The sequence below is a fragment of the Klebsiella sp. PCX genome, assembly GCF_021869705.1.
Classification (GTDB): Bacteria; Pseudomonadota; Gammaproteobacteria; order Enterobacterales; family Enterobacteriaceae; genus Klebsiella; species Klebsiella quasipneumoniae.
Window position 1 is genome coordinate 859,808 of the sequence record NZ_CP091527.1, and the last position, 16,461, is coordinate 876,268.

At 57.3% G+C, this 16,461-nt stretch carries 15 protein-coding genes; 5 read left to right on the forward strand and 10 right to left on the reverse strand.

Annotated elements, in window-relative coordinates; genetic code table 11:
• Nucleotide 1 precedes the first annotated feature (1 nt).
• Nucleotides 2–2,707, forward strand: coding sequence for a preprotein translocase subunit SecA (gene secA / locus GQR96_RS03980; RefSeq protein ID WP_004204346.1), 2,706 nt, complete (start codon nucleotides 2–4; stop codon nucleotides 2,705–2,707).
• 57 nt (nucleotides 2,708–2,764) lie between these two features.
• Nucleotides 2,765–3,157, forward strand: coding sequence for an 8-oxo-dGTP diphosphatase MutT (mutT, locus tag GQR96_RS03985; RefSeq protein ID WP_017901183.1), 393 nt, complete (start codon nucleotides 2,765–2,767; stop codon nucleotides 3,155–3,157).
• A gap of 52 nt (nucleotides 3,158–3,209) precedes the next feature.
• Here mutT and yacG read toward each other — a convergent pair whose 3' ends face one another.
• The 3 genes from yacG to coaE are packed head-to-tail and all read right to left on the reverse strand — an operon-like array spanning nucleotide 3,210 to nucleotide 4,777.
• Nucleotides 3,210–3,404: a DNA gyrase inhibitor YacG gene (gene yacG, locus GQR96_RS03990; protein ID WP_004204348.1), complete on the reverse strand. Its 195-nt coding sequence runs from the start codon at nucleotides 3,402–3,404 to the stop codon at nucleotides 3,210–3,212.
• A gap of 9 nt (nucleotides 3,405–3,413) precedes the next feature.
• Nucleotides 3,414–4,157: a cell division protein ZapD gene (zapD, locus tag GQR96_RS03995; RefSeq protein WP_004204350.1), complete on the reverse strand. Its 744-nt coding sequence runs from the start codon at nucleotides 4,155–4,157 to the stop codon at nucleotides 3,414–3,416.
• Entirely contained in the window at nucleotides 4,157–4,777 is a 621-nt protein-coding gene (gene coaE / locus GQR96_RS04000) for a dephospho-CoA kinase (RefSeq protein WP_023319728.1), read from the reverse strand. Before coaE ends, zapD begins: the two co-directional genes overlap by 1 nt.
• A gap of 343 nt (nucleotides 4,778–5,120) precedes the next feature.
• Between coaE and GQR96_RS04005 the strand changes: the two genes are divergently transcribed.
• Nucleotides 5,121–6,164: a GMP reductase gene (locus GQR96_RS04005; protein ID WP_004204353.1), complete on the forward strand. Its 1,044-nt coding sequence runs from the start codon at nucleotides 5,121–5,123 to the stop codon at nucleotides 6,162–6,164.
• 36 nt (nucleotides 6,165–6,200) lie between these two features.
• Here GQR96_RS04005 and hofC read toward each other — a convergent pair whose 3' ends face one another.
• The 4 genes from hofC to nadC form a co-directional block, all read right to left on the reverse strand.
• Nucleotides 6,201–7,406, reverse strand: a complete 1,206-nt coding sequence (gene hofC, locus GQR96_RS04010) for a protein transport protein HofC (protein WP_069135392.1) — start codon at nucleotides 7,404–7,406, stop codon at nucleotides 6,201–6,203.
• Complete coding sequence (gspE, locus tag GQR96_RS04015; RefSeq protein ID WP_069135391.1) at nucleotides 7,396–8,781, reverse strand: type II secretion system protein GspE; 1,386 nt, start codon at nucleotides 8,779–8,781, stop codon at nucleotides 7,396–7,398. Before gspE ends, hofC begins: the two co-directional genes overlap by 11 nt.
• A 10-nt stretch (nucleotides 8,782–8,791) precedes the next feature.
• Nucleotides 8,792–9,223, reverse strand: a complete 432-nt coding sequence (gene ppdD, locus GQR96_RS04020; protein ID WP_004204358.1) for a prepilin peptidase-dependent pilin — start codon at nucleotides 9,221–9,223, stop codon at nucleotides 8,792–8,794.
• A gap of 180 nt (nucleotides 9,224–9,403) precedes the next feature.
• Nucleotides 9,404–10,297: a carboxylating nicotinate-nucleotide diphosphorylase gene (gene nadC, locus GQR96_RS04025; protein WP_004204359.1), complete on the reverse strand. Its 894-nt coding sequence runs from the start codon at nucleotides 10,295–10,297 to the stop codon at nucleotides 9,404–9,406.
• 133 nt (nucleotides 10,298–10,430) lie between these two features.
• On the opposite strand from nadC, the gene ampD reads away from it, so the two are divergent.
• On the forward strand, nucleotides 10,431–10,994 hold the full coding sequence (ampD, locus tag GQR96_RS04030) for a 1,6-anhydro-N-acetylmuramyl-L-alanine amidase AmpD (RefSeq protein WP_069734364.1): 564 nt from the start codon (nucleotides 10,431–10,433) through the stop codon (nucleotides 10,992–10,994).
• Complete coding sequence (ampE, locus tag GQR96_RS04035) at nucleotides 10,991–11,845, forward strand: beta-lactamase regulator AmpE (RefSeq protein ID WP_004204361.1); 855 nt, start codon at nucleotides 10,991–10,993, stop codon at nucleotides 11,843–11,845. The genes ampD and ampE overlap by 4 nt, the downstream gene beginning before the upstream one ends.
• Nucleotides 11,846–12,080: 235 nt before the next feature.
• Here the strand turns inward: ampE and GQR96_RS04040 are convergent, their stop codons facing one another.
• The 3 genes from GQR96_RS04040 to aroP all read right to left on the reverse strand — a co-directional run bounded on the left by GQR96_RS04040 (nucleotide 12,081) and on the right by aroP (nucleotide 15,992).
• Nucleotides 12,081–13,031 (reverse strand): glycoside hydrolase family 43 protein, encoded by a 951-nt coding sequence (locus tag GQR96_RS04040; protein WP_069135388.1) that lies wholly within the window; start codon nucleotides 13,029–13,031, stop codon nucleotides 12,081–12,083.
• The gene (locus GQR96_RS04045; protein WP_062914375.1) at nucleotides 13,031–14,437 is read right to left on the reverse strand and encodes a glycoside-pentoside-hexuronide (GPH):cation symporter; all 1,407 of its coding nucleotides are present in this window, start codon (nucleotides 14,435–14,437) and stop codon (nucleotides 13,031–13,033) included. The genes GQR96_RS04040 and GQR96_RS04045 overlap by 1 nt, the downstream gene beginning before the upstream one ends.
• Nucleotides 14,438–14,621: 184 nt before the next feature.
• Nucleotides 14,622–15,992 (reverse strand): aromatic amino acid transporter AroP, encoded by a 1,371-nt coding sequence (aroP, locus tag GQR96_RS04050; RefSeq protein ID WP_004204364.1) that lies wholly within the window; start codon nucleotides 15,990–15,992, stop codon nucleotides 14,622–14,624.
• Nucleotides 15,993–16,461: the final 469 nt, after the last annotated feature.

Sequence of the window (16,461 nt, forward strand, 5' to 3'; positions counted from 1 at the left end):
TATGCTTATTAAAATGTTAACTAAGGTTTTCGGCAGCCGTAACGACCGTACGCTGCGTCGTATGCGCAAAGTCGTCAATATCATCAACGGTATGGAACCGGCGATGGAAAAACTCTCTGATGACGAGCTGAAAGCGAAAACCGCTGAATTCCGCGCGCGCCTGGAAAAAGGCGAAGTGCTGGAAAATCTGATCCCTGAAGCGTTCGCCGTCGTTCGCGAAGCCAGTAAGCGTGTGTTCGGCATGCGCCACTTCGACGTCCAGCTGCTGGGCGGTATGGTGCTTAACGATCGCTGCATCGCCGAGATGCGTACCGGTGAAGGTAAAACCCTGACCGCGACCCTGCCGGCCTACCTCAATGCGCTGACCGGCAAAGGCGTTCACGTGGTGACCGTCAACGACTATCTGGCGCAGCGTGACGCCGAAAATAACCGCCCGCTGTTTGAATTCCTGGGCATGACGGTTGGCATCAACATGTCCGGCCTGCCGGCGCCGGCGAAGCGTGAAGCCTACGCTGCCGATATCACCTATGGCACCAACAACGAATACGGCTTCGACTACCTGCGCGACAACATGGCCTTCAGCCCGGAAGAGCGCGTTCAGCGTAAACTGCACTATGCGCTGGTGGATGAGGTGGACTCCATCCTGATCGATGAGGCGCGTACGCCGCTGATCATTTCCGGCCCGGCGGAAGACAGCTCTGAAATGTACCGTAAGGTCAACAAGATCATTCCGCACCTGATCCGTCAGGAAAAAGAAGATTCGGACACCTTCACCGGCGAAGGCCACTTCTCGGTGGATGAAAAAGCGCGTCAGGTTAACCTGACCGAACGTGGTCTGGTGCTGATTGAAGAGCTGCTGGTACAGGAAGGCATTATGGATGAAGGTGAGTCCCTGTACTCCCCGACCAACATTATGCTGATGCACCACGTCACCGCCGCGCTGCGCGCCCATGCGCTGTTCACCCGCGACGTTGACTACATTGTTAAAGATGGCGAAGTTATCATCGTCGATGAGCACACTGGTCGTACAATGCAGGGCCGCCGCTGGTCCGATGGTCTGCACCAGGCCGTTGAGGCCAAAGAGGGCGTGGAGATCCAGAACGAGAACCAGACTCTGGCCTCTATCACCTTCCAGAACTATTTCCGTCTGTATGAGAAACTGGCGGGGATGACCGGTACCGCCGATACTGAAGCCTTTGAATTCAGCTCTATCTATAAGCTGGATACCGTGGTCGTGCCGACCAACCGTCCGATGATCCGTAAAGACATGGCGGATCTGGTCTATATGACCGAAGCGGAAAAAATTCAGGCGATTATCGAAGATATCAAAACCCGTACCGCAGCCGGTCAGCCGGTGTTGGTGGGGACAATCTCGATCGAAAAATCGGAAGTGGTTTCCCGTGAGCTGACCAAAGCCGGCATTAAGCACAACGTTCTGAACGCCAAGTTCCATGCCAGCGAAGCGGATATCGTCGCTCAGGCAGGCTATCCTTCCGCGGTGACCATCGCTACCAACATGGCGGGCCGTGGTACCGATATTATGCTCGGCGGTAGCTGGCAGGCGGAAGTCGCGGCGCTGGAAAATCCAACGCCTGAGCAGATTGAAAAAATCAAAGCCGACTGGCAGGTGCGCCACGATGCGGTACTGGCCGCAGGCGGCCTGCACATTATCGGTACCGAGCGTCATGAATCACGCCGTATCGATAACCAGCTGCGCGGCCGTGCCGGTCGTCAGGGGGATGCCGGTTCTTCCCGCTTCTACCTGTCGATGGAAGACGCCCTGATGCGTATCTTCGCCTCCGATCGCGTTTCCGGCATGATGCGTAAACTGGGGATGAAACCCGGCGAAGCCATTGAGCACCCGTGGGTCACCAAGGCTATCGCCAACGCGCAGCGTAAAGTTGAGAGCCGTAACTTCGATATTCGTAAGCAGTTGCTGGAATATGATGATGTGGCCAACGACCAGCGCCGGGCGATTTACACCCAGCGTAACGAACTGCTGGACGTGTCTGACGTCAGCGAAACCATCAACAGCATCCGCGAAGACGTGTTTAAGGCGACTATCGATGCCCATATTCCGCCGCAGTCGCTGGAGGAGATGTGGGATATCGAAGGCCTGCAGGAGCGTCTGAAAAACGACTTCGATCTCGACCTGCCAATCAAAGAGTGGCTGGATAAAGAGCCGGAGCTGCATGAAGAGACCCTGCGCGAACGTATTCTGCAGAGCGCGGTAGAGACCTACCAGCGTAAAGAGGAAGTGGTCGGCGCTGAAATGATGCGCCACTTCGAGAAAGGCGTGATGCTCCAGACTCTGGATTCACTGTGGAAAGAACATCTGGCGGCGATGGACTACCTGCGCCAGGGTATCCACCTGCGCGGCTATGCGCAGAAAGATCCGAAGCAGGAGTACAAGCGCGAATCGTTCTCTATGTTTGCCGCGATGCTGGAGTCACTGAAGTATGAAGTGATCAGCACCCTGAGCAAAGTGCAGGTGCGGATGCCGGAAGAAGTCGAGGCGATGGAGCAGCAACGTCGTGAAGAGGCCGAGCGCCTGGCGCAGATGCAGCAGCTCAGCCATCAGAGCGATGATGAAGCCGCTGCACAGGATCTGGCGGCACAAACCGGCGAACGTAAAGTGGGGCGTAACGATCCTTGCCCGTGCGGTTCCGGTAAAAAATACAAACAGTGCCATGGCCGTCTGAGCTAAGGGCTGATAAAAAAACAAAGGCGCAGAGTTCTGCGCCTTTTTTATGGAGCTGATTCAATGAAAAAACTGCAAATCGCCGTAGGGATAATTCGCAATCCAGAAGGCGACATCTTTATTACCCAGCGCGCCGCGGATGCCCATATGGCGAATAAGCTGGAGTTCCCGGGCGGGAAGATTGAATCTGATGAAACGCCGGAGCAGGCGTTGATCCGCGAGCTGCAGGAAGAGGTGGGAATTACGGCCACTACCTTTTCACTATTTGATAAGCTGGAGTATCAGTTCCCCGATCGCCACATTACGCTGTGGTTTTTCCTCGTGGAAAGTTGGGAAGGCGAGCCCTGGGGTAAAGAGGGGCAGCCGGGACAGTGGATGACGCGGCAGGCGCTGGATCCGGAAGCGTTTCCCCCGGCGAATGAACCGGTTATCCGCAAACTTATCGCCCAGGGCTGAACCCCAGGTTGGGAGGCTAACCCAACTGGCGTTGGGTTAGCGTGCCGTCAAATCAGGGCTGCTGTTCGCTCCAGTCATCGCTGTCGGAGAGATCGCCCGCGCTGGGGATGCGCTTCTCCTCTGCTGCCCATTCTCCCAAATCGATCAGCTGGCAGCGTTTGCTGCAAAATGGACGATAGGGGCTTTGTTCGCCCCATACCACGTTTTTGCCGCAGGTCGGACAATTGACGATAGTCTCTTCTGACATGTTATCTCCTTAACAGCAGGCCAGTTCAAAATCAAAGCGCTCCGGCACGATCCCATACTCACTGTCCAGCGGCAGGAAGCGGATGGCGAAACGGCTCTTATGGCCAGAGATCTGCGGATAAAGCTGGTGGGCCAGATCGAGACGCAGGCGCAGCAGATCGGCATCTTCGCCATTATCCTGATAAAAGCCATTGAGGCTGGTCTGTTTGCGAAACTGTCCGGAGTTACGAATCAGATCGAGGATCAGGCTCAGGGACTGGACCAATGGATCGAGGCTGGCAAGCCAGCTGGCCACCTGCTCGTCACGATGCGCCTGCGGCATATGGAGCCAGATATGCAGGGTCGGTAAATCGAAGCTGCAGCAGCCGCCAGGGATACTCAGGCGCTGGCGCACTAGCGCAATCAGGCGATCTTCACGCAGAAACTGACCAATGCGCGGCGCGGCCATCAGGGTGCTGGAAGACTGCTTGAGCTGCTGGCGCAGCGCGTTAATGCGCTCCTGATCGACTCCCGGCACTTCTGCCCAGGACTGGAGCTTACGCTGCTGGCGCTCCAGCTCTTTGACCAGATCGGTACGCACCTCGCCGCGCTCCAGGACATCCAGCAGATCGCCGGCGTTACGGAAAAAATGGAGCGCATCGCCATGGCTGGCAATCATCGGATGGAAAGCCATCTGCTGGATCAGAAATTCGATGCGCAGCCAGGTGCGCATTTTCTCATTAAGAGGATGTTCAAACAGAACGGGGGTATGCATTACGAGTTTTCCTGTGAGGCGGCCTGCAATGCCAGCGTTAAGTACTTTTCGTGCAGGCGGGCAACATCCGATGCTACTGCATCCGGAGTGCCAGTGTTTTCAATAACATCGTCCGCGATGGCCAGGCGCTGCTCGCGCGTGGCCTGGGCGGCAAGAATATGTTCAGCATGTTCGCGGCTGACCTTATCGCGCAGCATGGTGCGTTCGATTTGCGTCTCTTTTGGCACATCGACGACCAGTACGCGATCGGCCTGGCTGGACAGGCGGTTTTCGACCAGCAAAGGTACGACCCAGAGGAGATAAGGGGAGGTGGCGGCCTGCATCTGGCGGCGCGTTTCCTGCTGAATCAGCGGATGCAACAGCGCGTTGAGCCAGGCTTTTTCCTCCACCTGAGCAAAAATTTTTTCCCGCAGCAGACGGCGGTTTAGCGTGCCGTCGGGGGCAATCATCTGTGGCCCGAAGTGGTCAGCAATGGCCTGGAGCGCCGGGGTGCCAGGTTCGACCACCTGGCGGGCGATAACATCGGCATCGATAACCTTAATCCCGAGCTGCGCGAAGGCGTCGGCGACCGTACTTTTACCGCTGCCAATCCCGCCTGTTAACGCGACTGTGTACCCCATATCTTCTGACCCTGAAACGGATTGCTCGTATTTTTGGTATTCAGACAGCGAGGACGGGCAGTATGCCGGAGAGGCGACAGCGATCTTGTCGTGATGGCCCCGTGCCAGCCGGGAGCGCCGTCCGCTATTCTGTTTCTTTTAATCAAGCAAATCAAATGGTTAAAAATAATGCGCTGGCGGCTGGAGATATAAGCGCTTTTTTCTCCATTCACCAGGTAAATTTATACGATTGTAGCGTAAAAAAAGTGAAAATCGCAGTCTTGCGCGGGCCTGATTCGTGCGTATGATAACGTCACTGGAGTTGTGCTCTCACATTAATGCCATTAACCCCAGGAATTCGCACATGCGTATTGAAGAAGATCTGAAGCTTGGTTTCAAAGACGTTCTTATCCGCCCGAAACGCTCTACCCTCAAAAGCCGTTCTGATGTTGAGCTGGAACGTGAATTCACCTTTAAACATTCAGGCCTGACCTGGTCCGGTGTGCCGATTATTGCGGCTAACATGGACACCGTGGGCACCTTCAGCATGGCGAAAGCGCTGGCCACTTTTGGCATTCTGACCGCAGTACATAAGCACTACACCGCGGAAGAATGGCAGGCGTTTGTCCAGAGCGTATCCGCAGACGTTCTCAAGCATGTGATGGTTTCCACCGGTACTTCCGATGCGGATTTTGATAAAACGCAACAGATCCTCTCTCAGAACCCACAATTGAACTTTGTGTGCATTGACGTCGCCAATGGCTACTCTGAACACTTCGTCCAGTTTGTGGCGAAGGCGCGCGAAGCCTGGCCGCAAAAAACCATTATTGCCGGGAACGTGGTCACCGGTGAAATGTGTGAAGAGCTAATCCTCTCCGGCGCCGATATCGTCAAAGTTGGCATTGGCCCGGGCTCCGTCTGCACCACCCGCGTCAAAACCGGTGTCGGCTACCCGCAGCTCTCCGCCGTGATCGAGTGTGCTGATGCCGCACATGGCCTTGGCGGCCAGATCATCAGCGACGGCGGTTGCACCATGCCGGGCGATGTGGCGAAAGCCTTCGGCGGCGGCGCTGATTTCGTGATGCTTGGCGGTATGCTGGCGGGCCACGAAGAGAGCGGCGGTACTGTGGTTGAAGAGAACGGTGAAAAATTCATGCTGTTTTACGGTATGAGCTCTGAATCGGCGATGACCCGCCATGTGGGCGGTGTCGCGAAATACCGCGCGGCGGAAGGGAAAACCGTTAAGCTGCCGCTGCGTGGCCCGGTGGACAATACCGCGCGCGACATTCTCGGCGGCCTGCGCTCTGCCTGCACCTACGTTGGCGCCTCGCGACTGAAAGAGCTGACCAAACGCACCACCTTTATCCGCGTTCAGGAACAAGAGAACCGGGTATTCAATAGCCTGTAACCGGCTGCGCTGGCGCCTGCGCGGTGCCAGCGTTGCTTATCCTCCCGCCCCGCCAATGGCATCGCCCAGATGAAAAACGGGCAAATACATCGCCACCACCAGGAGCCCGACCAGCGAGCCGGTTATCACCAGCATCAGGGGTTCCAGATGCGCAGCCAGACTGTCGGCTCGCTGATGGGTCTGCTCACGATGATGATGCGCCAGGTTTTCCAGCATCTGATCCAGTGCCCCCGCGCTTTCCCCCGTGCGGATGAGCTGCAGACACAGCGGTGTAAAACCGCCGCAGCGGCTTAACGCCTGCCAGATCGGATCCCCCTGAACGATCAGCGCGCGGGCCTGCGCCAGGCGCTGGCGCCACAGCGGGCACGACAGGGTCTCTTCAACGCTTTGCAGCCCCTGTAGAAAGCTGATACCGGCACTTTGGGTTAACGCCAGAACGGTGAATATCAGGCTCAGCTGTTGGCCGCCGATCAGGGGGCCGATGAGAGGGAGCGCGTTAAGCAGTTGCTGGCGACGCAGCAGCCAGTCGGCGCGCTGCTGGACCAGCTGGTTGAGCAGCAGCGGGCTCAGCAGAAAGGCCAGCAGTAATGGCCAGCCGCGGCTCAGCATGTCCCCTGCCGCAATAACCATTCGCGTTAATAACGGCAGCGGCGTATTGAACGTCTGGTAGATGGCAGTGAATTCAGGAAGGACAAAATAAAGCATCCCCAGCACCACCAGCAGCGCCAGTGTGAGCACGATCAGCGGGTAGCGCAGCGCCTTCTTGACCTTGCCGGCGAGCCGCTGCTGTTCCTGCTGCTGGTTGGCCAACTGCTGGCAGCAAATATCGAGCTTGCCCGTCAGTTCGCCAGTGCTAATCATCGCCAGATACAGTGGCGGAAAAGCCTGCGGCCACTGCGCCAGTGCGGCAGAGAAAGTCACGCCCTGGGCCAGTTCGCGGCCCAGCGCCTCAAGCAGCGCCTGCCACTGCCCATGCGGTTGCTGCTGCGCCAGCAGCGATAACCCTTCCGCCAACGGTAGCCCGGCCTGCAGCAGGGTTGCCAACTGGCGGATTGTTTCGCTGCTGTAGCGCGGGTGCCACAGGCTTTGCTTCACCGTACAGCGGCGTATAGCCAACGGCAGGATGCGCTGCTGCTGGAGGTGATGCAGCACCTCCGGACGACTGGCTTGCCATAGCATCCCCTGACAAGGAGCGCCTTGCGCATCGACGCCTCGCCAGCGCCAGAGACGCTTAGTCGCCATGGGGGATCCCCAACACCCGCACCACCTCTTCGAGGCTGGTCAAGCCCTGTTCAATAGCCTGACATCCGCTTTCGAAGATCGTCATCATGCCCGCGGCTCGCGCCAGAGATTCGATCTCAATGGCGTTGAGCCCCTGGACTATCCCCTGACGTAGCCCCGGAGTGACAGGCAAGACCTCGAACAGCGCCAGCCTGCCGTGATACCCGTGATAACAGTGTTCGCAGCCCGCGGCCTGCCAGCGCGGCAACGGACGGGGCCACAGACTGTGCGGCAGGTCGGCGGCACTGCCGGCATTGCGCCGGCAGTGGGGGCACAGCTTGCGGACCAGACGCTGGGCGATAACCAGCGAGAGCGCAGAGGAGATCATCCAGCGGGCGATGCCCATTTGCTGCAGGCGGGTGAGGGTTTCGCTGGTGGAATTGGTGTGCAGAGTAGAGAGCACCAGATGACCCGTTTGGGCGGCTTTCAGCGCGATTTCAGCGGTTTCGGCATCGCGGATTTCACCCACCATCACAATATCCGGATCCTGACGTAACAGGGCGCGCAGTACGCTGTGAAAGGTCAGCCCGGCGCGCGGGTTGATTTGCGTCTGGTTCATCCCGGCGATGGGGATCTCCAGAGGATCCTCGACGCTACAGATGTTCACTTGTTCCCGGTTTCGCGCCTGCAGGGCGCTGTAGAGGGTCACCGTTTTCCCGCTTCCGGTTGGGCCAGTGACCAGCAGCAGCCCCTGCGGCTGATTCAGCGCCTGGCGGAAGGCCGCCAACTGAGAGGATGAGAGGCCGAGCGCCTCCAGATCCAGCGCCTGGTCAACCTGATGCAGAAGGCGCAGGACAATTTTCTCGCCATAGCGGCAGGGCAGAGTGGCGATGCGAAAGGAGAGCTGCCGTCCGGCGAGGTTCAGCGCGAACTGACCATCCTGCGGCAAACGATGCTCGGCGATATCGAGACTGGCCATCACTTTGAGTCGTGCGATAACCGGCGCGGCCAGCTCGGGCGCCAGCAGCGGCAAGGCGTGTAGCACGCCATCGACACGCAGGCGGATCCGTAAGTGTGTTTCCGTAGGTTCGATATGAATATCGGAGGCCCGCTGACGCAGGGCCTGCTCGAGGATCTGATTGACTCGTTCGGCGATGTTTTCCGGCCCTGCATTTTGCGCCAGCAGCGCCTGCTTTTCCTGGACTTGCAGGCGCTTATCCATCTGCTCCTGGCTCCAGCATTCAATATCGATCCGTTTTTGCGTCGCGAAACGTAGCGCCTCCATTAGCTCCGTCGGCGGGGTATCGACCACCGCAATGGATATCGTCTGCTCATCGCTGTGCAGCAGCAGGGCGTGATGGCGACGACAGAGAGGGATCAGCTGTTCTGTTTTCATGTTGTCGCCCTCACTTCACGCGGAAGACGTCTTCGCAGGCCTGCTGAAGCGCGCTGTTGTCGGTGATAGTGCAGACCCGCTGCCAGCCTGTGACGCCCTCGGCGTTATCCCAGGTCGGGGTTAGGGTGACGCCCAGTCCGTTGAGACTTTCCTGGCCGGTGAGGGTAACGACCCCTTTTGCCACGCTCATGGCGGAGAGGTAGCGCGTGGTGGTTGGCGAGGGGATGCCATTGCTGCCGCCGTCGCATGTCGTCAGGCCGCCATGATCGAGCGCGCAAAGTTCAATTGCCGTCCGGTAGGGGACAAAGGTCTGCAGCAGATCGGTGAGGGCGGCTTTACGCAGGTAGTTCTGGTAGGCCGGGATGCCGATGGCGCTGAGAATGGCGATGATGCCGATGACCACCATCAGTTCAATCAGGGTAAAACCTCGTTGTTTATCCATAAGTCGCTCCTTGTTGTGACAGAAGCACTGTGACGGGATTCAGGGGGACAGGCGAGGAGACGAAAACGATCCGGGAAACCGGGTTCCAGGGTTTTTAGCGGGATTGCATGGTGAGCAAGAGCGGCTGCGAGTCGGGTCGCAAATTCAGGCCTTCACGCCGGAAACGTGAAGGCCCAATCTTCAGCGAAAACGCATCGACAGGTCGAGCGCCTGCACATGTTTGGTCAGGGCCCCGACGGAGATATAGTCGACCCCGGTGTCGGCAAATTCGCGGATGGTGTCAAAGGTGACGTTGCCGGAGACCTCGAGCGACGCCTGGCCAGCGGTGATTTTCACCGCCTCGCGCATCAGGTCGGTGGTGAAGTTATCGAGCATAATGATATCGGCCCCGGCTTTTAACGCCTGCTCCAGCTCATCCAGCGTTTCCACTTCCACTTCCACCGGCACATCAGGATGCAGCCAGAACGCCTTTTCCACCGCCTGACGGATCGAGCCGGAGGCGATGATGTGGTTTTCTTTAATCAGGAAAGCGTCGAACAGCCCCAGGCGGTGGTTGGCGCCGCCGCCGCAGAGAACCGCGTATTTCAAAGCGGTACGCAGCCCTGGCAGCGTTTTGCGCGTATCCAGGAGTTGGGTTTTGGTGCCCGCCAGCAGGTCGACATAGCGGCGGACAACGCTGGCGACGCCGGAGAGGGTTTGTACAAAGTTCAGCGCCGTACGTTCGCCAGTGAGCAGAATGCGCGATGGGCCTTCCAGCTCGAACAGGGGTTGATCGGCTTTGACCGCATCGCCATCGGCGACGTGCCAGGTGATATTCACGTCGTCACCGGCGAGCTGAATGAAGACCTCTTCCACCCAGCGTTTACCACAGAAGACGCCATCTTCGCGGGTAATGACCACCGCATGGGAGCGTGCATCCTGCGGCAATAATTGTGCGCTAATATCGTTGCTGGCGTCGACTTCGCCGCCCAAATCTTCCCGCAGGGAGTGTGCGACAGCATCGGTAATATCGAGATTAATACGTTCCAGCAGCACGTCACGGCGGCGGTCGGGGTTGTAACGACGAGGCGACATGATAAAGCTCCAGATAGATAAGATTCAGAAGTGGGAAACATGCTAACCTGAACGACGTTTCAGTACCATACACACTTCATCCTTTGGGCCGGCGTGTGGCCCGGAAGCATGAGTTCGCGAAAGGAGATCCCGCATGCAGTTGAACGAGGGATGGCTGGTCGGCGCGCGGCGGGTTCCCTCGCCGCACCATGACTGCCGTCCGGATGAAGAGGCCCCTTCCTTATTGGTGGTGCATAATATCAGCCTGCCGCCAGGTGAATTTGGTGGTCCATGGATTGACGCGCTGTTCACCGGCACCCTGGATCCTCACGCGCATCCTTTCTTTGCCGAGATCGCTCATCTGCGCGTTTCGGCGCATTGTCTGATTCGCCGTGATGGTGAAATCGTGCAGTATGTGCCTTTCGATAAGCGTGCATGGCATGCGGGTGTCTCCAGCTATCAGGGGCGTGAACGCTGCAATGACTTTTCCATCGGCATAGAGCTGGAAGGCACGGATACCCTGGCGTATACCGAAGCGCAGTACCAGCAGCTGGCGGCGGTGACGGATCTGCTTATCACGATTTATCCTGCCATCGCCGCAAACATCACGGGCCATAGCGATATCGCGCCCGTTCGCAAGACGGACCCGGGACCGGCCTTTGACTGGAAAAAATTTCGTGCGCTGCTCAGCGCGCCGTCCGAAAAGGAGACCTCATGACGCTGTTTACTACGCTGCTGGTGCTTATCGCTGAACGCCTGTTTAAACTGGGCGAACACTGGCAGCTTGATCATCGGCTGGAGGTGGCGTTCCGCCGGATAAAACATTTCTCGTTGCCGGGAACGCTGCTGATGACCCTGGTCGCCGTCGCGGTGGTCTACATTATTCAGCGCTTGCTGCAGGGGCAGCTGTTCAACGTACCGCTGCTGGTGTTCTGGATTTTGCTAGGCCTGCTGTGCATCGGCGCCGGTAAGGTTCGGCTGCACTATCATGCCTATCTGAAAGCGGCGTCGCGCAATGACAGCCGCGCCTGCGATGCGATGGCCAGCGAGCTGACGTTGATACACGGCGTCCCCCCGGGCTGTGATGAGCGCGAGTACCTTAGCGAACTGCAAAATGCGCTGCTATGGATTAACTATCGTTACTACCTGGCGCCACTCTTCTGGTTTGTGGTCGGTGGGGCGTGGGGGCCGCTGACGCTTATCGCCTATAGCGTCCTGCGTGCCTGGCAGACGTGGCTGGCGCGCTACCAGACGCCGCATCATCGTTTGCAGTCCGGAATCGATGGTATCCTGCATATTGTGGACTGGCTGCCGGTGCGTCTGGTGGGGGTTGTCTATGCTCTGGTGGGGCATGGAGAGAAAGCGCTCCCTGCGTGGTTTGCATCGTTAGGCGACCGCCATTCGTCGCAGTATCAGGTATTGACCCGCCTGGCGCAGTATTCCCTGGCTCGTGAACCGCACGTGGATAAAGTAGCGACGCCGAAGGCTGCGGTATCGATGGCTAAGAAGACTTCGCTGGTGGTAGTGGTGATTATGGCGCTGCTGACGATTTACGGTACCCTGGTTTAACGGCCTGAGCCCGCGCGCTGCCTGCCACGATGTACGTACCTGCGGGGCTTTTGTTGCCTGATGGCGCTGCGCTTATCCGGCCTGGCGAGTCACCCGCAGGCTCACGTCACGTAGGCCCGGCAAGCAACAGCGCCGCCGGGCGATATATCAGACGCCGTGCTGGTCATGTTGCCGGGTGGCGGCTTCGCCTGACCCGGCCTGGAGAACCCGCGCCAGCGGGTAACATTCCGAACCGCTACAGCGTATCCGCCGGTGGAATACCGAAGTCGGGCATCCCGTCTTCCCGCCAGCTGACCAGCTTTAACCGCGTATGGCGATTGGGATCATACAGCGGGTCGCCTTCTATCTCAGTGTAATTCCGCGCGTGATACACCAGCACATCTTCCCCTTCCGGCGTTTGGGTAAAACTATTATGACCTGGGCCATACTGGCGGTTTTCATAGCTGGTGCGGAACACCGGCTGCGGAGCTTTATGCCAGTTTGCCGGCTGCAGCGGATCGGCCTGCCGGTCGATCCATAACAACCCCATGCAGTAGTTTTCATCGGTGGCGCTGGCGGAATAGCTGATAAATAGCTTATCGCCATGCATCAGTACCGCAGGCCCTTCGTTGACCTTAAATCCCCGGCACTCCCAGTCGAACTCCGGCTTGCTCAGCATGACCGGCTCGCCTTTTAACGTCCACGGGTTAGCCATTTCGGCGAGATACAGGTTTGAGTTGCCTTCGATATGCGGGGATTTTTGCGCCCACAGATACCAGCATTTCCTCTGATGGGTAAAAGTGGTGGCATCGAGGGCGAAGGTATCGAAAGGCGTGACCACCTGGCCTTTTTCCTGCCAGCGGCCGGTCAGCGGATCGTTGTCGGCGCACTCGATCACGAACATACGATGCTGGAACATGCCCAGCGCATCCAGATCGTGGGTATGGGTGGCGGCAAAATAGATATACCACTTCCCGTCTATCTCATGTAGCTCCGGCGCCCAAATCAGCTGGCTCATCGGCCCGCTTTGCGGTGCGCGCCAGACCACTACCGGCTCCGCATCGCGTAATCCTTCAAGGGTCGCCGCGCGCCGGATCTCCAGCCGGTCGTATTCCGGCACCGAGGCAATAAAGTAGTAGTGATTAAGGTGGCGCAGAATAAAGGGATCTGCGCGCTGTTCAATAAAGGGGTTTGGCCAGTTGTTCATCAGGCTTTCCTTACGTGTTCACTGGTTTTCAGTTCCTGGTATTCGTTCAGCTCGCTGTAGTTGCTGCGGCGCTTCTCCAGATCGCTCTGAATCTGGCGCATCAGGGTACGGTCAACCTTCAGCAGGCGCACCACGCCGGCGGTGATCAGGTAGCCGACGCCGGGGATAACCGAGAACAGCAGCACGATGCCGTTGAGGGCGGAGGCGCTTTGCGCTTTGGCGCCAGAGTCGTAGCCGTACCATGACAACAGGAATCCGACCATCGCCCCGGCGACCGCCAGGCCGACTTTGAGGAAGAACAGATTGCCGGAGAAGCTAATGCCGGTGATGCGCTTGCCGGTTTTCCACTCGCCGTAGTCGTCAACATCGGACATCAGCGACCAGTGCAGCGGGGAGGGAATTTGATGCAGGATGTTGAGCAGGAAGTAGAGCACCATAATCAGCGTGGTGGCGTGCGGATTAAAGAAATAGAAGGCGCAGGAGAAGATCGCCAGCACGATATTGGTCCAGAAGAAGACCTGCAGTTTGCACCAGCGGTCGGTGAGGACTTTTGCCAGCATGCTGCCAATCATCATCCCGACCACGCCGAGGCTGATAAACAGAGTGGCAAAATGGGTGCTTTGCCCCATTACCCAGGTGACGTAGTACATGGTGGCGGCCATGCGGATAAAGCCCGGACAGACGTTGCACAGCGTGAGCAACAGGATGCGTACCCACTGGTCATTTTTCCACACATCTTTGAGATCTTTTTTCAGTTCATCATTGGTCTGTACCGCCGGGTGGATGCGTTCGCGTACGGTAGCGAAGCAGAACAGGAACATACACATGCCGATGAAGGCCAGCACGGTCATCGCCATCTGATAGCCCTTCGCTTTATCGGCGCCGCCGAACCAGTCGGCCATTGGCAGCAGCGTTAATGACAGCAACAGCGTGGCGATACCCACCATCACGAAACGATAAGACTGGCAGGCAACGCGCTCTTTCGGATCGGCGGTCATCACCGTTCCCAGCGAGCAGTAGGGGATGTTAATCGCGGTATAGGTAATCGACAGCAGAAAGTAGGTGACAAACGCATAGATGACTTTGCTGTTATAGGTCCACTCAGGAGTGGTGAACATCAGGACGCTGAACAGGGCGTAGGGGAAAGCAATCCACAGCAGCCATGGACGAAAGCGGCCATATTTACTGCGGGTGCGGTCGGCGAGGGCGCCCATGATCGGGTCGGTCACCGCATCGATGACGCGCACCGACAGCAGCAGTACGCCCACCAGCGCCGGCGCCAGACCGAAAATATCGGTATAAAAATAGTTAACAAACAGCATGATGGCGCCAAAGATGATATTGCATCCGGCATCCCCCATCCCATAACCAATCTTTTCTTTTATTGAAAGTCTATTGTCTGCCATGTGCGGTCTCTCCGTTGCAGTATGGAGAGAATTATTGGCTGCTATCGAGAGAATTACGTTGCAGGAACGCGTTGACGATATGGATAAAAAAGCTATGGAGGGGAAAGTGTGAAGCAGATAACAATGCTCTGCGCCCGTCATTCAGGGAGGGGCGCAGAGCAAAGAGAATTATTGATGAGATGTATTATTGTGCTTTTATGGTGGCGGCGGCTTTCTGTTTAAACAGATAGCCCACGCCCAGCACGGCGATCCATACCGGGATCAGCCAAACGGAAATCGCCATCCCCGGGGTCATCAGCATAATGATCAGCACCGCGGCCATAAACAGCAGGCACACCCAGTTACCCAGCGGGTAGAAGAGGGCGGGGAAGCGAGTGGTGACGCCCTGCTGCTGTTTGGCGCGACGGAATTTGATATGCGCGAGGCTGATCATCGCCCAGTTGATCACCAGGGCGGAGACTACCAGCGCCATCAGCAGGCCAAATGCGGATTCCGGCGCCAGGTAGTTGATCAGCACACACAGGGCGGTGACCACGGCGGAGACGAGAATGGTATTCACCGGCACGCCGCGTTTGTCGACGCTGAGCAGCGCTTTCGGTGCGTTCCCCTGCTGGGCAAGACCGAACAGCATACGGCTGTTGCAGTAGACACAGCTGTTATACACCGACAGGGCCGCCGTCAGCACCACTACGTTGAGGGCGTTTGCCACCAGCGTATCGCCAAGCTCATGGAAAATCAGGACGAACGGACTGGTGTCCGCAGTCACACGCGTCCACGGCAGAAGCGAGAGCAGGACCGCCAGCGAGCCAACATAGAAGATCAGGATACGGTAGATAACCTGGTTAGTGGCTTTCGGGATGCTTTGCTCCGGGTTATCCGCTTCCGCCGCGGTGATACCCACCAGCTCCAGACCGCCGAAGGAGAACATGATGATCGCCATCATCATTACCAGCCCGGTAAAGCCGTGCGGCAGGAACCCGCCTTGATCCCAGAGGTTACGTACCGTCGCCTGCGGGCCGCCGTTGCCGCTGAACAGCAGCCAGCCGCCGAACAAAATCATCGCCACAACGGCGACCACTTTGATAATGGCAAACCAGAACTCCATTTCCCCGAACACTTTCACGTTGGTCAGGTTAATGGCGTTGATGGCGATGAAGAAGACCGCCGCTGAGGCCCAGGTTGGGATTTCCGGCCACCAGAACTGGATATATTTGCCGACGGCAGTGAGTTCCGCCATGGCCACCAGGACATACAGTACCCAGTAGTTCCAGCCGGAGGCGAAGCCGGCAAAGCCGCCCCAGTATTTATAAGCAAAGTGGCTAAACGAACCGGCTACCGGCTCTTCTACCACCATTTCGCCCAGCTGACGCATGATCAGAAAGGCGATAAAACCGGCAATCGCGTAACCAAGAATGATACCCGGGCCGGCGGACTGAATGACGGACGCGCTCCCCAGAAACAGGCCGGTGCCGATAGCCCCGCCCAGCGCGATGAGCTGAATGTGACGGTTTTTCAGGCCGCGCTTCAGCCGATCGCCGTGCTGTTGACCTTCCATATGAAACCTCGTGTGTGGTTATTTTTTGTGTACGTCATCCGTCAGGTTGCTGCTTCACTGCTGTCCCTGCCTGAAAGCATAGCCAGCGAAAATTTGGGCGACGTGGCCCACTTTTTACCTGAGTGATGGCGCGCACATATTGTTGTGTTTGTGTATTTAACGACTTCCGTTTCTGTATTGTTTTGTTTACGGAAGGCGGTGCGGTAATTAAGAAAAAGGCCTTTCGTCTCAGGGAGAATAGTGGTAAGCGCGTTTGAATGCACCTGCTTTATGAAGGGATGATGACCATGTGTCTAAAAAGACATCAATAGACACATTCTGTATTATTCCGGCGCATTGCTTCTTTCTGATTATTTATTCAATGATATTGTCTTTATATTCATTTATTGGGTCGTTGAATCGGTTCAGATAGCGTAATTTTTCGTTTCCATTAAGTTAATGCTACCTCTTTATGAGTAAACGTAACATT